The organism is Sphingomonas pruni NBRC 15498 (assembly GCF_001598455.1).
GTDB lineage: Bacteria > Pseudomonadota > Alphaproteobacteria > Sphingomonadales > Sphingomonadaceae > Sphingomonas > Sphingomonas pruni.
Genome location: NZ_BCYZ01000047.1, coordinates 1 through 13,240, shown reverse-complemented (window position 1 = coordinate 13,240; position 13,240 = coordinate 1). Strand labels below are relative to the sequence as shown.

The window sequence follows — 13,240 nt, the reverse complement described above, 5'->3', positions numbered from 1 at the left end:
CGCGGGCTCAAATGCGCGGCCATGAGCCATTATCCTGCGATCCGTCTCCGCCGCACGCGCGCCTCGGCGTGGAGCCGGCGGATGCATGCCGAAAACACCCTGACCGCGGCCAATCTGATCTGGCCATTGTTCATCGCCGAAGGACAAGGAGTCGAGGGACCGATCGCCAGCCTGCCCGGAGTGTCGCGCTGGTCGGTCGACAATATCGTCGCACGAGCGAAGGAAGCGCGCGACCTCGGCATTCCCTGCATCGCTTTGTTCCCCAACACGCAGCCCGATCGCCGCAGCGATGACGGCAAGGAAGCGCTCAACCCCGACAATCTGATGTGCCGCGCGATCCGTGCGCTGAAGGACGCGGTGCCCGATATCGGCGTGCTGACCGACGTCGCGCTCGATCCCTATACCAGCCACGGCCATGACGGCCTGCTCGACGAGAGCGGCTACGTCCTCAATGACGCCACCGCGGAAGTACTGGTCGGTCAGGCGCTTAACCAAGCGAGGGCGGGCGCCGACATTATCGCGCCTTCAGACATGATGGACGGTCGCATCGGGCTGATCCGCGAGGCGCTGGAGGGCGCGGGCCATGTCAATGTCCAGATCATGTCCTACGCCGCCAAATATGCCAGCGGCTTCTACGGCCCGTTCCGCGACGCGGTCGGTTCGCGCGGGCTGCTGAAGGGCGACAAAAAGACCTATCAGATGGACCCGGCCAATGCCGAGGAAGCGCTGCGCGAAGTCGCGCTCGACGTCGCCGAGGGCGCCGACAGCGTCATGGTCAAGCCGGGCTTGCCTTATCTCGACATCATCCTTCGCGTGAAAGATCGCTTCGAAATCCCTGTATTCGCGTATCAAGTGTCCGGCGAGTATGCGATGATCGAGGCGGCAGTCGCGGCCGGTGCTGCCGAGCGCGACGCAGTCGTGCTGGAGACGCTGATGGCGTTCAAACGCGCCGGGTGCTCGGGCGTACTGACCTATCATGCGCTCCATGCGGCGAAGCTGCTGGCGAAATGATCGAAACAGCTCGGCTCATCCTCCGTCCTTGGCGCGAGGACGACAAGCATGCGTTCGATGCGATCATCAACACGCCGGCGATGATGAAGCATTTCGGCGGCGTCGCGCCGCGCGAGAAGATCGACGGGCTGATCGACCGCCAGATGGAGAAGCAGGCCGCCGACGGCCATTGCATGTGGGCGGTCGAGACCAAGGCCGATGGCCAATTGGCGGGGATTTGCGGGCTGAGGCTGGGTGGACATCCCGATACGCCGGTCGACGGCATGTACGAGCTCGGCTGGCGCATCGCCGAGAAGCATTGGGGACAGGGGATTGCTCGCGAGGCGGCCGAGGCCAGCCGCGATTGGGGCTGGGCGAATACCCCGGCCGAGACGATCGCGGCATGGACCAATCCCGACAATGCGCCGTCCTGGGGCCTGATGATCCGGATCGGCATGACGCGCCGGCCCGAACTGGATTTCCGCCACCCGCTCTATCTCGATAATGACGATGTGATCGGCGACATGATCGTCTATGCAATCGATCGGCCGGCGGGAGCGAGGCGATGATCGATACCGATCGCTTGGTCCTGCGCGGCTGGCGCGACAGCGACATCGCGCCCTTCCATGCCATGTGCAACGATTCGGAGGTCATGCGCTATCTTGGGCCGCCGCTGAGCCGCGAGGACGCCGAAGCCGCCGCGGAACGCCAGAACGGGTTTATCGCCAGCCATGGCTATTGCTTCTGGGCGGTCGAGCGAAAGTCCGACGGCGCGTTCCTGGGCTTTTGCGGGCTCAAGCCGGGACCCGAGGGCACGCCGCTCTTCAACCAGGTCGAGATCGGCTGGCGGCTGGCGCGGGAGGCCTGGGGCCAGGGCTATGCGCGCGAAGCGGCCGAAGCATCGATCGCCTGGGGCTGGGCGAACACCGATGCGCCCGGCATCGCCGCGATGACCAATATCGACAATGCGCGCAGCTGGGGCCTGATGGAGCGGCTCGGCATGGTGCGCGATCGTGCCGGCGATTTCGACCATCCGGCGGTGCCGCTCGGCGACCCGTTGCAGCCGCACATCGTCTACCGGATAAAGCGGCCCTAATTCACTTTTCGCCCAGGATCGCCTTGATCGCGGCGATCTTCTTCTCCTGGGCGTCCAATTGTGCCTGCGCCTTCGTACGCGCGTCTTCGAGCGCGGGATAAGGCGGATCGCCGACGACGCCGCGTTCGCTGGCCAACTGATCGAGGTCGGTGATCGCGCCGAGCGTGGCGACGCGGAGCGAATCGAGATCGGCCAGTGCCGATTCGGCGCGCACCCATTCGTTGCTGCCCACCGCCTGCGCGGCCGGACTGCGCGCGGCACTCTCTGCGGTGGAGGCGCTGGCGGCGAACGCCGCCTCGGACGCGCCCAGCTTGGCGTCGATCGCTGCGATCTTCTTGTCGAGTTCGGAATCCGGAGTGGCGACGGGTGTCACAACCTCGGGTTCGGCGTCCGAGCGCGATTCGATCGGCCGCAGCGCCAGCGACGGATAGACCCCGGGCGCTTCGGTACAGCCGACGAGGCCGAGAGTGAGAAGTATCGCGATGCGCTTTGACATGACATCGCTCTAGGCGGCGAAAAACTATGGCGCAACGCACTTGCGCTTCCCGAAACACCTCTCTAAAGGCCGCGTCTCCCAGGCGCCCGTAGCTCAGCTGGATAGAGCATCAGACTACGAATCTGAGGGTCGGACGTTCGAATCGTTCCGGGCGCGCCATTTCCCCGACAGGCTAGAAATTTCCCCGTCAGGGGAACCAGAGCCTGACCCGTCTGGGCTATTCCTCCGGATCGAAGCTGCGATTTTCGCGGCAATGCCAAAGGCGCAGGATGAAGATCGTTCCGGCCGCGATCTCATAACGTATCTCGTAATTGCCGACGATGATCCGGCGGACCTCGCGCGGCTGATAGGCTTCAAGCTTCTCGCCGATCCTCGGATACTCCAGCAGCCGGCCAGGCGCGTGGGCGAGTTGCTGGACCACGCGCGCCGCTGCCTCGGGTGCGACCGGGCTCAGGTGATCGTGCAAGCGCACAAGGTCCGAAGATGCCTTGCCGGTCCACTGGACTTTCATTTGACCGGGGAGGGAAGTGGCTTGTCCGTGCCGAGGCTGGCGGCCCATGCCTGAATCGCCTCAGGGTCGATTACTCGGCCGGCGTCGACATCCTCCAGGGCTTCGAGCGTCATCCGATGACGCTCCTCCTCTTGATCGACCCAAGCCGCGAGGGCTTGCTTCATCACCCAACCGCGCGACCGTTCGAGGCGCGATGCCATCGCCTCAACTTTTTCCGCGAGCCCCAAGGGGACGTGAGCGGTCAATACCTTGGTCTCGGCAGCCATTTTCGTCACCTTCAATCAGCCCGATTAAAATATAATCGCGAGGCCGGCAAAGGCAAGGCGGACGGTTGGTTTGGGACTTCCCGCGCATTGGATAGATTATCGGCGACGCGCCGCCAGCCGCCACGGACGCGCCGCGGCGGCTGGCAATTCAGGCGGGGCGCGCCACCGGCACGCCCCCCGATCCTTGCTCAGAACTTCTTGGTGATGCCCGCGAAGAAGCCGCGCCGCGCGCCATATTGCGGTGCACCGACACCCACGCCCGATCCGTCGCGGATCAGGTAGCTCTTGTCGAACAGGTTCACGACATCGAAGCGGATCGACAGCCCCTTGAGCACGCCCGGCCCGTCGAAATTCTGCGCGATCCCGATATTGGCGGTGACGTATGAGGGCAACTTGCCGCCATTGGGCACGATGCCGGCGGGATCGTCCGCGCGCAGACCGTCGCCATAGAGGAAATCGACCGCCGGAACGAGCGTGCCGATTCCGTCATGGATCGTGACGCTGCCGCCGCCCGATGCCGTCCAGTTCTGCGAATGGTCGGTGAAGATGTAATGGTTGGAGATGTAAGCAAGCTCATCCGGCGCGAAGAAATATTGGCTCGAGACGATGTTGCGGCCTTTCTCCCTGCCGCGGGCGACGTTGGCGTAGAGGTCGAACGGGCCCTTGGTGTAATTGGCGCTCAGTTCCACGCCCCAGGCATAGCCCTTGGCGTAGTTGAACGGCGACAGCACCAGCGAGGTGCCGAACTGGCCTTCGTCGAGCAGGTTGCGCTTGATCTTGTAGTAAGCGTCGATCCCGACCTTGAGACCTGGCAGGAGGTACTGCTCGAGCCCGGCATCGAAATAATGCTCGCGCTCGGCGCGCACCGGATCGGCCATGGTGAGCGTGGGCGCCTTGGTCGTGCCGGCGAACAGTGCCAGCGTCGGCGCTGCGATCAACTCTTGGGGCGGCGGTGTGAAGTTGCGCGCATAGCCCAGGTGGAAAGTCGTGCCGCCACCCGGTTTCCAGACGAAGTTGATGCGCGGGCTGACCTGCTGCTCGTTCGTATAGGCCCTGACAGCGTCGAAGCGGGCGCCATAATTCAGCGTCAGCGTCGGGGTCAGCGACCATTCGTCCTGGAGATAGACACCATAAAGCTGCCCGTTGCGGCCGCCCTTGTCGGTGATCGTGATTGGAATGTCCGACGTTTGGACGACGTTCCCGTCAGGATCGGTATCGACTGCGAACACGCGCGACGTCACCAGCGACCGGGTGCGCTCGTTCTGGAAGAACAGCCCGAAACGCAGCGTATGCGTGTCTGACAGCTTGTAGCTGCCGTCCGCCTGGATGCCGGTGGCCAGGCTCGACAGCCGCGACCGATCGGCAACGCCGCTGAAGATGAGGTCGCCGCCTTGTGGGTCTGGCGTGAACCGCGTCTGCGAATAGCGCACGAACGGTGCGACCTGGAAATTGAGCGCCCCGCCAGCATATTGATAGGCCAGCACGCCGTAATGCGTGATCTCGCGCTGATTCTGATCGAGTTTGGCCGAATCGAACGTCGATTGACCGTTGAGCGTGAACACGGGCGTCTGCCCGGGATTGTTGGGAATCTGGAAGTAGCCGATCGAGGTGCCGCCGAACGCGGTGAGCCGGCTGGTATCGGAGAGAATGGCCGAAACATAGCCGAACCCGCGATACTGGCGGGTGCGATCGTGGATCGCGTCGCGCGTCGCGATCGGGTTCTCGACGCCGAGATCGTTCTGCAGATAACTGCCAGAGAAGAAATAGCTCAACGGCCCGCTCGACCCATGGAGCGACGCGCTGGGATTGATGGTGTTACGGCTACCGCCGTAATAACCAATGTCTCCGCCGTTCGCGAATCCGCCGGAACTCGTCTTCAGGCTTACCACGCCCGAGGTCCGATATCCGTATTGCGCGGGCAATGTGCCGGTGATCAGTTCGACCGAATCGGCGATCCTGGGATCGAACGTCTGGCCGAAGCCCGAGATGCTCTCCGGCACGATCACGCCATTCAAGCGGTATTGCAGGTTACCGTGCTCGTTACGGACATGCACGGCGCCATAGCTGTCGAGCGTTACGCCCGGTACCTGGGACAGGATCTGAACAAGGCTGACATTGGCGCCGCCCGGCTGCTTGGCGAGGAGTGCCTTGTCGATCGTGTACGCACTCGCGCCGAGCGAGGGGAGGATGGCGTCGCGCGCGGCGTCGAGCCGCTGCGCAGTGATCACGATGTCCCCCGGCTGGCCCGAAGACGCGGGGGCAGGCGCGGGGGAGGGGGCAGCCGGCGGTGGATTGGCCGGCGCGTCCTGGGCGTTGGCGATGGCGGGCAACAGCGCGACGGATGCCGCGCCCAGCAGGAAAAGATGTCGCATTCGAATTAACTCCGGGAACCTTGGTCGCGGATTCGCGGCGGAATCCACGGGACGCGACCGGGCACGATGAGTCGTGCCTTCGCATCGCGGCGATAATGTCAGGCCTGGAGTGGGGTCGGGGGTGCGCGACTATGCCAGCCGAGCGAGCGCCGTTCGAGGATCAGTCCGAACGTTAATCCGGCGACGAGCCAGACGAGTAACGCCTCAGGCGCGGGAAGGACGATCGGCGTCGGCGGCAGATAGGCGGCGCTTTGCGCGATTTCCCGGCAGATCGGACAATTGGCCGGGGAATCGTAAGGCGAATTCTGATCGGAAGACGACTTTGCAACGGCGCCCGTCGGGCCGGCATTCGTCGAGATCTGCGCACGGGCAAAATGATTGTGGGTCTCGGCGAAGAAACTCTGCCACGAGAACACCACCAGCATGGCCAGCAGCACGGCGACCCAGCCAGCACCGAGCCGCCGCCCCGAATGGGGCGGGCGCGACGTGCTGCCGATGCGCCTTGCTATAGTCGCCATAATCTCCGGCCGGTTGTTCGACGAACGGGTTGCGGTCGCGCCGTGCTATGTTGCATTGTTACATGAATCAAGCCGTTTCGTTGCGGTGCACCATACCGCCGGGTTATAATCGCGGCGCGCCGCGGTACGATGGGCGTTTGCCTGCCCACGGTTTCGCGCTAGGCCCGCATCCATGATCGACGACGACAAGAGGATCGCCGCCGATGCCGCGGTCGCCGAAATCCGCGACGGCATGCTGGTCGGCATCGGCACCGGATCGACCGTGACGTTCGCGATCCGGGCGATCGCCGCGCGCCTGCCGGAACTCCGCAAGGCAGTGTTTTTCGCGACGTCGATCGCTACCGAACAAGCGGCGCGCGATGGCGGTATTCCGATCGGGCGATTCGCGCTCGCATCGCGGCTGGACCTGACGATCGACGGCGCCGACGAGATCGATCCCGCGCTGCGCGTCATCAAGGGCGCGGGCGGCGCGTTGTTGCGCGAAAAGATCGTCGCCGAGGCGTCGGATCGGATGGTCGTGATCGCTGACGCGACGAAACGGGTCGACCGGCTCGGCGCCGCGCCGCTGCCGGTCGAGGTCTTGCCGTTCGCACGCAGCTTCGTCGCTGCCCGGCTCGCGGCGCTGGGAACCGAACCCGTCCTGCGCATGGCCGATGAAGGCGCGTGGCGCAGCGATCAGGGCAATGTCATTTTCGACTGCCACTTCGCCTCGTTCCCGGATCCGGCCGGGCTCACGGTCGCGCTGCAGGCGATTCCCGGCGTGATGGGACACGGCCTGTTCCTGCGCGAAGTCGACGCTGCCTATGTCGCCGGCGGGGGAACCGTTACGAAAATGGAACGCAATACCACCTGACGGGTGGCATGCGCGCGATGCTCCCCATATAGGGCGTGGAAATGGCGCAACCGCGATGCGGCCTGCGCGTTCCTCCACCCGAAGCGGGAGCCCGAGAAGAATGTCCGATACCCAGACCGCCGACGTGGATCAGTTGAAAGAGGATGGCTCGATCGAGCGCCTGACCATCGACACTATCCGCACCTTGTCGATGGATGCGGTGCAAAAGGCTAATTCGGGACACCCGGGCACGCCGATGGCGCTGGCGCCTGTCGGCTATACGCTCTGGTCGCAATTCCTCCGCTACGATCCGTCGGCGCCGACCTGGCCCAATCGCGACCGCTTCGTCCTGTCGGTCGGCCACGCCTCGATGCTGCTTTATTCGCTGATCCATCTCGCCGGGATCGAGGAAGTCGACGGCGCCGGCAAGAAGACCGGCAAGGAAGCGGTCAGCCTGAACGATATCGAGAATTTCCGTCAGCTTGGTTCGAAGACGCCTGGCCACCCCGAATATCGCCATACCACCGGCGTCGAGACGACGACCGGTCCGCTGGGGCAGGGCTGCGGCAATTCGGTCGGCATGGCGATCGCCGAGCGCTGGCTCGCGGCGCGCTATAACAAGGACGGTTTCACGTTGTTCGATCATGACGTCTATGCGCTGTGCGGCGACGGCGACATGATGGAGGGCGTTTCGGCCGAGGCAGCGTCGATTGCCGGGCACCTCAAGCTGTCCAACCTCTGCTGGATCTACGATTCCAACCACATTTCGATCGAGGGCGATACCGCGCTCGCCTTCGACGAGGATGTCGGCAAGCGGTTCGAGGCCTATGGCTGGAACGTCATCCATGTGAACGACGCCAATGACTGCGCGGCGATGACACAGGCCCTCGAGACATTCCGCAAGACCGACGACAAACCGACCTTCATCGTCGTGCATTCGGTGATTGGCTGGGGCAGTCCGCGCGCCGGCAGCGAAAAGGCGCATGGCGAGCCGCTCGGCGTCGACAACGTCAAGGCGACCAAGGACGCTTATGGCTGGCCGCAAAAGGACTTCTACGTTCCCGATGGCGTAGAGAAGCACTTCAACGGTGCGATCGCCGACCGCGGCCGCCCGTTGCGCGAGGAGTGGGAAGCCAGCTTCGCCAAGTACAAATCGGCCTATCCCGATCTCGGCAAGGAACTCGACCTGATCCTGTCGGACAAGCTGCCCGACGGCTGGGATGCCGATATCCCGACCTTCGATGCCGACGAAAAGGGCCTCGCGACGCGCGATTCGGGCGGCAAGGTGCTCAACGCGATCGTAGGCAAAGTGCCGTGGCTGCTCGGCGGTTCGGCCGATCTCGCGCCGTCGACCAAGACCGACATCAAGAATGCGTCATCGTTCGAGGCGGACAATTACGGCGGCACCAATTTCCACTTCGGCGTGCGCGAACACGGCATGGGCGCGGTGGTCAACGGCATGGCGCTGTCGCATCTGCGCGCCTACGGCTCCACCTTCTTCGTGTTCCTCGACTACATGCGTCCGCCGGTCCGACTGTCATCGCTGATGGAGCTGGGCACGGTTTGGGTATTCACTCACGATTCGATCGGCGTCGGCGAGGACGGCCCGACGCATCAACCGATCGAGCAGCTCGCGATGCTGCGCGCGACGCCGGGGATAGATACGATCCGCCCCGGCGACGCCAACGAGGTCGCCGCCGCTTGGCGCGCGCTGATGGCTGATGGCCGGCACCCGACCGCGCTCGTTCTGTCGCGTCAGGCGATGCCGACGCTCGATCGCTCGAAATATTCCAGCGCCGATGGCGTCGCGAAGGGCGCCTATATCCTCGCCGATAGTGATAATCCCGAAGTGATCCTGATCGCGAGCGGCTCGGAGGTCAGCCTGGTGGCCAAGGCCTACGAGCAGCTCAAGGCCGAAGGGGTCGCGGCACGCGTGGTGTCGATGCCAAGCTGGTTCAGGTTCGAACTGCAGGACCAGGCCTATAAGGACAGCGTCTTCCCCGCCGGCGTCACTGCCCGTCTCGCGGTCGAGATGGCCGGGGAAATGGGCTGGGATCGCTATGTCGGTCCCAAGGGCTCGACGATCACCATGTCGACCTTTGGCGCGTCCGCACCGCTTGCCGGCCTGCAGGACAAGTTCGGGTTCACGGTCGAGAATGTGGTGAAGAGGGCGAAGGAACTGATTGGCAAATAACGGGCCGTCATCCCAGCGAAAGCTGGGATCTCGTGCCGCATGAGACCCTAGCTATCGCTGGGGTTACGCAGAAGGAAAGACATATGGGACGGATCAACGATCTGGAAAAACTCGGTCAGGCGATCTGGCTCGATTTCATCGACCGCAAGCTGCTGGCCGAGGGCGGGCTGAAGAAGCTGGTCGAGGAAGACGGCGTCACCGGCGTGACCTCCAACCCGTCGATCTTCGAAAAGGCGATGGGCCATGGCAACGCCTATGACGCCGAGCTTGCCGAATTCGACAAGGCCAATCCCGGCGCGTCGGCGATGGAGCGCTACGAGCATCTCGCCATCCAGGACATCCAGGCCGCCGCCGACACGCTTCGTCCGGTCTATGACCGGCTGAACGGCAAGGACGGCTATGTTAGCCTGGAAGTGTCGCCCTATCTCGCCAACGACACCGATGAGACTGCCGCCGAAGCGGAGCGGCTTTGGACGGCGGTCGACCGGCCCAATCTGATGGTCAAGATCCCCGGAACGCCCGCCGGCGTTCCCGCGATCGCCTCGGCGATCGACAAGGGCGTCAACATCAACGTGACGCTATTGTTCTCGATCGAGGCCTATAAGGCAGTCGCGCTGGCGTTCGTCGAGGGTCTCGAGAAACGCGCCGCGCGCGGCGAACCGATCGACCGCATCGCCAGCGTGGCGAGCTTCTTCGTCAGCCGGATCGACACCAAGATCGACGACGCGATCGATACCGGCACTGGCGGCGACGAGGCGAAGGCGCTGAAGGGCAAGGTCGCGATCGCCAACGCAAAGGCGGCCTATGCCTGGTATCAGGACTTTATCCAGTCGGATCGCTGGCAGGCGCTGGCTGCCAAGGGCGCGATGCCGCAGCGGTTGCTCTGGGCCTCGACCGGCACCAAGAACCCCGATTATTCGGACGTTCTCTATCTCGACACGCTGATCGGCCGCGACACGGTCAATACCGTGCCGCCCAAGACGCTTGACGCGTTCCGCGACCACGGCACCGCGGCCGAGACGCTGAGCCAGGATGTCGAGGGAGCAAAGAAGGTGCTGGCGGATGCCGAACGCCTCGGCCTGAACCTGCAGGGCGTGACCGAGACACTGGTGGAGGAAGGCGTCGCGTCCTTCTCCAAGGCGTTCGACGACCTGCTCGCCTCGATCGCGGCTAAGCATCCTGCCGAGGCGACCTGATCCTCCGTCGTCATGCCGGGCCAGTCCCGGCATCCAACGGGCCTCAAGCGGTGTCGCCCGTGGAGAATTGGACCCTGGCACAAGGCCGGGGTGACGCTGGACTCAGTCGGTGCTTTCGGAGACTCACATGAAAATTGGAATCATCGGCCTGGGCCGCATGGGTGGCAATATCGCGCGGCGTTTGATGCGCGGCAATCACGAGACGGTCGTCTATGATCGCGCGCCCGAAGCGGTGAAGGAAATCGTCGCCGATGGCGGTATCGGCGCCGGGTCGCTGGAGGAGTTGGCGGGCAAGCTCGACAGCCCCCGCGTCTTCTGGGTGATGCTGCCGGCCGGAGCGCCGACCGAAAGCACGATCGAGGCGCTGACCGGACTCTGTTCGCCGGGCGACATTATCATCGATGGCGGCAATACCTTTTACAAGGACGACATCCGCCGCTCGAAAGCGCTGGCCGAGAAGGGCCTCAAATATGTCGACGTCGGCACCTCGGGCGGTGTCTGGGGCCTGGAACGTGGCTATTGCATGATGATCGGCGGCGAGGACGCAGTGATGCGCCATCTCGACCCGATTTTCGACACGCTTGCCCCCGGTCTCGGCACGATCCCGCGCACGCCCAATCGGATGGCGCAGGAAGGCGAGGATCCGCGCGCGGAGAAGGGCTATATCCATGCCGGTCCGGCCGGTGCCGGGCATTTCGTCAAGATGGTCCATAACGGAATCGAATACGGCCTGATGCAGGCCTATGCCGAGGGCTTCGATATCCTGAAGAGCAAGGTCTCGGAGCAATTGCCCGAGGATGAGCGCTTCGACCTCAATCTCACCGACATCGCCGAAGTATGGCGGCGCGGGTCGGTGATCTCGTCCTGGCTGCTCGACCTGTGTGCGCAGGCATTGGCCAATGATCAGGCGCTCGACCAGTTCACCGGCCGCGTCGCCGATTCGGGCGAGGGTCATTGGACGATCGAAGCGGCGATGGAGGAAGCGGTGCCCGCGCATGTGCTGACCGCGGCGTTGTTCGCGCGCTATCGCAGCCGCGTCGAACATACTTATGGCGACAAATTGCTCTCGGCGATGCGTTTCGGGTTCGGCGGGCATGTGGAGATGCCGCAGTGACGCAAGTCGGTCCAGCGATCCGACTGGTCATTTCGGACGTCGACGGCACTCTGGTCCGCAAGGACAAGTCGCTCAGTCCCCAGGTCATCGCCGCGGTTCATCGGCTGCGCCAGGCGGGCGTTGCCTTCACCCTGATCAGCGCGCGTCCGGTGTCGGGTGTATTGCCGCTGATCGCGCCGCTGGGGATCGATATTCCTTTGGCGGCGGTCAATGGCGGGATTGTCTTCCGCCCGGACGGCAGCCTGATCACCAGGCATCGTATCGACCCCGAGACGGTGCGCGGCATGTTCGCGCTCGCCGAGGGGGTCCCGGTCGACCGCTGGGTCTTCGCCGATGGCAAATGGTATGCTTCCAATCTCGCCGGTCTCCATGTCGATCGCGAGCGCGTCGCCTCGAACGAGGAGCCGATCCTGCGCAACGATTTCAGCGAGTTCTACGATCGCGCCGACAAGATCACTTTCGTCAGCGACGATGCGCCGGTGCTCAAGGACCTCGCCGATCGCGGCGCTGCCCTGTTCGGGCAGCGCGCCACGATCGGGCAGAGCCAGACCTATTATCTCGATGTTACCGATCTTCACGCCAACAAGGGCGAGGGGGTCACCGAGCTCGCCGCTATCCTCGGCGTCGACCTCGCGCATGTCGCGGTGTTCGGCGATATGGACAATGACATCGCGATGTTCGCGCGTGCCGGCATGTCGGTGGCGATGGGGCAGGCGCCCGACACGGTGAAGTCCGCCGCCGATTTTGTGTCGTCGAGCAACGAGCAGGACGGTGTGGCGCACGCGATCGAGGCGTTCGTGCTTGCGCGAGCGGCGGCATGAAGAAGCTCGTCGCTTTCGATCTCGACGGCACGCTCGCGCTCAGCAAGCAACCGCTCGACGACGACATGGCGGAGCGGATCGCGGATTTGCTCGACGTCTGTCTGGTCGACATCATCTCGGGCGGCGACTGGCCTCAATTCGAGAAGCAGGTCGTCTCGCGGCTGCCCGAACGCGCCAAGCTCGCCAATTTGTTCATCCAGCCGACGACCGGGACCAAGCTCTACCGCTGGTCGGGCGAGTGGAAGCCGGTCTACGCCGAATTGTTCTCGGCGGATGAGCGCCATCAGATCGAGACGGCGCTCGACGATGCGGTAAAGGCGGAGGGGCTCGACGAAGGCCAGACCTGGGGCGACCGTATCGAGGACCGCGGCAGCCAGATCACGTTCTCGGGGCTTGGACAGGAGGCGCCACTCATCGCCAAGAACAATTGGGACGCTGATCGTTCGAAGCGCGAGGCTCTGCAAAAACGGCTGCGCCAGGCGCTCCCCGACTTGTCGATCAATATCGGTGGCTCGACCTCGATCGACATCACCCGCAAGGGGGTCGACAAGCAATACGGGCTGACCAAGCTGCTGCCCGTCGCCGGTGTCGGCAAAGATGAGGTGTTGTTCGTCGGCGATGCCATCTTCCCGGGCGGGAACGACTATCCGGCCAAGGAAATGGGGCTCGACACGATCAAGGTCGACGAGATCGAGCAGACCCGGCTGGTGATCTCGACCGTGGCGACGGTGTTGAAGGACTGAATAAATCCTCCCCATCGCAGATGGGGAGGGGGACCGCCGCCGGAGGCGGTGGTGGAGGGGCCGCAGCGGCGCAGCCGCGAGGACGGGACAT

Annotated in this window: 14 protein-coding genes and 1 tRNA gene; 10 read left to right on the top strand and 5 right to left on the bottom strand. The window is 64.1% G+C overall.

The window, feature by feature from the left end:
* Positions 1 to 21 precede the first annotated feature (21 nt).
* From hemB to SPR01S_RS14000, 3 genes are read left to right on the top strand one after another with little or no spacing between them, the layout of a single operon-like run.
* Entirely contained in the window at positions 22 to 1,011 is a 990-nt protein-coding gene (hemB, locus tag SPR01S_RS14010; protein WP_066590484.1) for a porphobilinogen synthase, read from the top strand.
* Positions 1,008 to 1,559, top strand: coding sequence for a GNAT family N-acetyltransferase (locus tag SPR01S_RS14005; RefSeq protein WP_066590466.1), 552 nt, complete (start codon positions 1,008 to 1,010; stop codon positions 1,557 to 1,559). The genes hemB and SPR01S_RS14005 overlap by 4 nt, the downstream gene beginning before the upstream one ends.
* Positions 1,556 to 2,086, top strand: coding sequence for a GNAT family N-acetyltransferase (locus tag SPR01S_RS14000; protein WP_066590465.1), 531 nt, complete (start codon positions 1,556 to 1,558; stop codon positions 2,084 to 2,086). Before SPR01S_RS14005 ends, SPR01S_RS14000 begins: the two co-directional genes overlap by 4 nt.
* Position 2,087: 1 nt before the next feature.
* Here SPR01S_RS14000 and SPR01S_RS13995 read toward each other — a convergent pair whose 3' ends face one another.
* Positions 2,088 to 2,582, bottom strand: a complete 495-nt coding sequence (locus tag SPR01S_RS13995; protein ID WP_066590464.1) for a hypothetical protein — start codon at positions 2,580 to 2,582, stop codon at positions 2,088 to 2,090.
* 82 nt (positions 2,583 to 2,664) lie between these two features.
* Here SPR01S_RS13995 and SPR01S_RS13990 point away from each other — a divergent pair.
* Positions 2,665 to 2,741, top strand: a tRNA-Arg gene (locus tag SPR01S_RS13990).
* 58 nt (positions 2,742 to 2,799) lie between these two features.
* Here the strand turns inward: SPR01S_RS13990 and SPR01S_RS13985 are convergent.
* From SPR01S_RS13985 to SPR01S_RS13970, 4 genes are all read right to left on the bottom strand, one after another.
* The gene (locus SPR01S_RS13985; RefSeq protein ID WP_066590463.1) at positions 2,800 to 3,093 is read right to left on the bottom strand and encodes a type II toxin-antitoxin system RelE/ParE family toxin; all 294 of its coding nucleotides are present in this window, start codon (positions 3,091 to 3,093) and stop codon (positions 2,800 to 2,802) included.
* Positions 3,090 to 3,359: a CopG family ribbon-helix-helix protein gene (locus SPR01S_RS13980; protein ID WP_066590462.1), complete on the bottom strand. Its 270-nt coding sequence runs from the start codon at positions 3,357 to 3,359 to the stop codon at positions 3,090 to 3,092. Before SPR01S_RS13980 ends, SPR01S_RS13985 begins: the two co-directional genes overlap by 4 nt.
* A 188-nt stretch (positions 3,360 to 3,547) precedes the next feature.
* Positions 3,548 to 5,731, bottom strand: a complete 2,184-nt coding sequence (locus SPR01S_RS13975; RefSeq protein WP_066590461.1) for a TonB-dependent receptor — start codon at positions 5,729 to 5,731, stop codon at positions 3,548 to 3,550.
* A 98-nt stretch (positions 5,732 to 5,829) separates the two neighbouring features.
* Positions 5,830 to 6,249 carry a DUF2946 family protein gene (locus tag SPR01S_RS13970; protein ID WP_066590460.1) on the bottom strand — a complete coding sequence of 140 codons (420 nt, stop codon included), beginning with the start codon at positions 6,247 to 6,249 and terminating at the stop codon, positions 5,830 to 5,832.
* A 172-nt stretch (positions 6,250 to 6,421) separates the two neighbouring features.
* Here SPR01S_RS13970 and rpiA point away from each other — a divergent pair, with 172 nt between their 5' ends.
* From rpiA to SPR01S_RS13940, 6 genes are all read left to right on the top strand, one after another.
* Positions 6,422 to 7,102, top strand: a complete 681-nt coding sequence (gene rpiA, locus SPR01S_RS13965; RefSeq protein WP_066590459.1) for a ribose-5-phosphate isomerase RpiA — start codon at positions 6,422 to 6,424, stop codon at positions 7,100 to 7,102.
* 100 nt (positions 7,103 to 7,202) lie between these two features.
* A complete protein-coding gene (gene tkt, locus SPR01S_RS13960) occupies positions 7,203 to 9,275 on the top strand; it encodes a transketolase (protein WP_066590458.1) in 2,073 nt (690 codons plus the stop codon).
* A gap of 83 nt (positions 9,276 to 9,358) precedes the next feature.
* Positions 9,359 to 10,471 carry a transaldolase gene (gene tal / locus SPR01S_RS13955; RefSeq protein ID WP_066590457.1) on the top strand — a complete coding sequence of 371 codons (1,113 nt, stop codon included), beginning with the start codon at positions 9,359 to 9,361 and terminating at the stop codon, positions 10,469 to 10,471.
* A 127-nt stretch (positions 10,472 to 10,598) separates the two neighbouring features.
* Positions 10,599 to 11,585: a phosphogluconate dehydrogenase (NAD(+)-dependent, decarboxylating) gene (gene gnd / locus SPR01S_RS13950; protein ID WP_066590456.1), complete on the top strand. Its 987-nt coding sequence runs from the start codon at positions 10,599 to 10,601 to the stop codon at positions 11,583 to 11,585.
* Positions 11,582 to 12,406, top strand: a complete 825-nt coding sequence (locus SPR01S_RS13945) for a Cof-type HAD-IIB family hydrolase (RefSeq protein WP_066590455.1) — start codon at positions 11,582 to 11,584, stop codon at positions 12,404 to 12,406. The genes gnd and SPR01S_RS13945 overlap by 4 nt, the downstream gene beginning before the upstream one ends.
* A complete protein-coding gene (locus SPR01S_RS13940) occupies positions 12,403 to 13,149 on the top strand; it encodes an HAD-IIB family hydrolase (protein ID WP_066590454.1) in 747 nt (248 codons plus the stop codon). The genes SPR01S_RS13945 and SPR01S_RS13940 overlap by 4 nt, the downstream gene beginning before the upstream one ends.
* Positions 13,150 to 13,240 lie beyond the last annotated feature (91 nt).

Bases quoted from the DNA above. Each gene is read 5' to 3' on its own strand.
- rpiA (WP_066590459.1), top strand. From the start codon at position 6,422: ATGATCGACGACGACAAGAGGATCGCCGCCGATGCCGCGGTCGCCGAA.
- SPR01S_RS13985 (WP_066590463.1), bottom strand. From the start codon at position 3,093: ATGAAAGTCCAGTGGACCGGCAAGGCATCTTCGGACCTTGTGCGCTTG.
- gnd (WP_066590456.1), top strand. From the start codon at position 10,599: ATGAAAATTGGAATCATCGGCCTGGGCCGCATGGGTGGCAATATCGCG.
- tkt (WP_066590458.1), top strand. From the start codon at position 7,203: ATGTCCGATACCCAGACCGCCGACGTGGATCAGTTGAAAGAGGATGGC.
- SPR01S_RS13970 (WP_066590460.1), bottom strand. From the start codon at position 6,249: ATGGCGACTATAGCAAGGCGCATCGGCAGCACGTCGCGCCCGCCCCAT.
- SPR01S_RS13980 (WP_066590462.1), bottom strand. From the start codon at position 3,359: ATGGCTGCCGAGACCAAGGTATTGACCGCTCACGTCCCCTTGGGGCTC.
- SPR01S_RS13975 (WP_066590461.1), bottom strand. From the start codon at position 5,731: ATGCGACATCTTTTCCTGCTGGGCGCGGCATCCGTCGCGCTGTTGCCC.
- SPR01S_RS13940 (WP_066590454.1), top strand. From the start codon at position 12,403: ATGAAGAAGCTCGTCGCTTTCGATCTCGACGGCACGCTCGCGCTCAGC.
- SPR01S_RS14005 (WP_066590466.1), top strand. From the start codon at position 1,008: ATGATCGAAACAGCTCGGCTCATCCTCCGTCCTTGGCGCGAGGACGAC.
- tal (WP_066590457.1), top strand. From the start codon at position 9,359: ATGGGACGGATCAACGATCTGGAAAAACTCGGTCAGGCGATCTGGCTC.
- hemB (WP_066590484.1), top strand. From the start codon at position 22: ATGAGCCATTATCCTGCGATCCGTCTCCGCCGCACGCGCGCCTCGGCG.
- SPR01S_RS13995 (WP_066590464.1), bottom strand. From the start codon at position 2,582: ATGTCAAAGCGCATCGCGATACTTCTCACTCTCGGCCTCGTCGGCTGT.
- SPR01S_RS14000 (WP_066590465.1), top strand. From the start codon at position 1,556: ATGATCGATACCGATCGCTTGGTCCTGCGCGGCTGGCGCGACAGCGAC.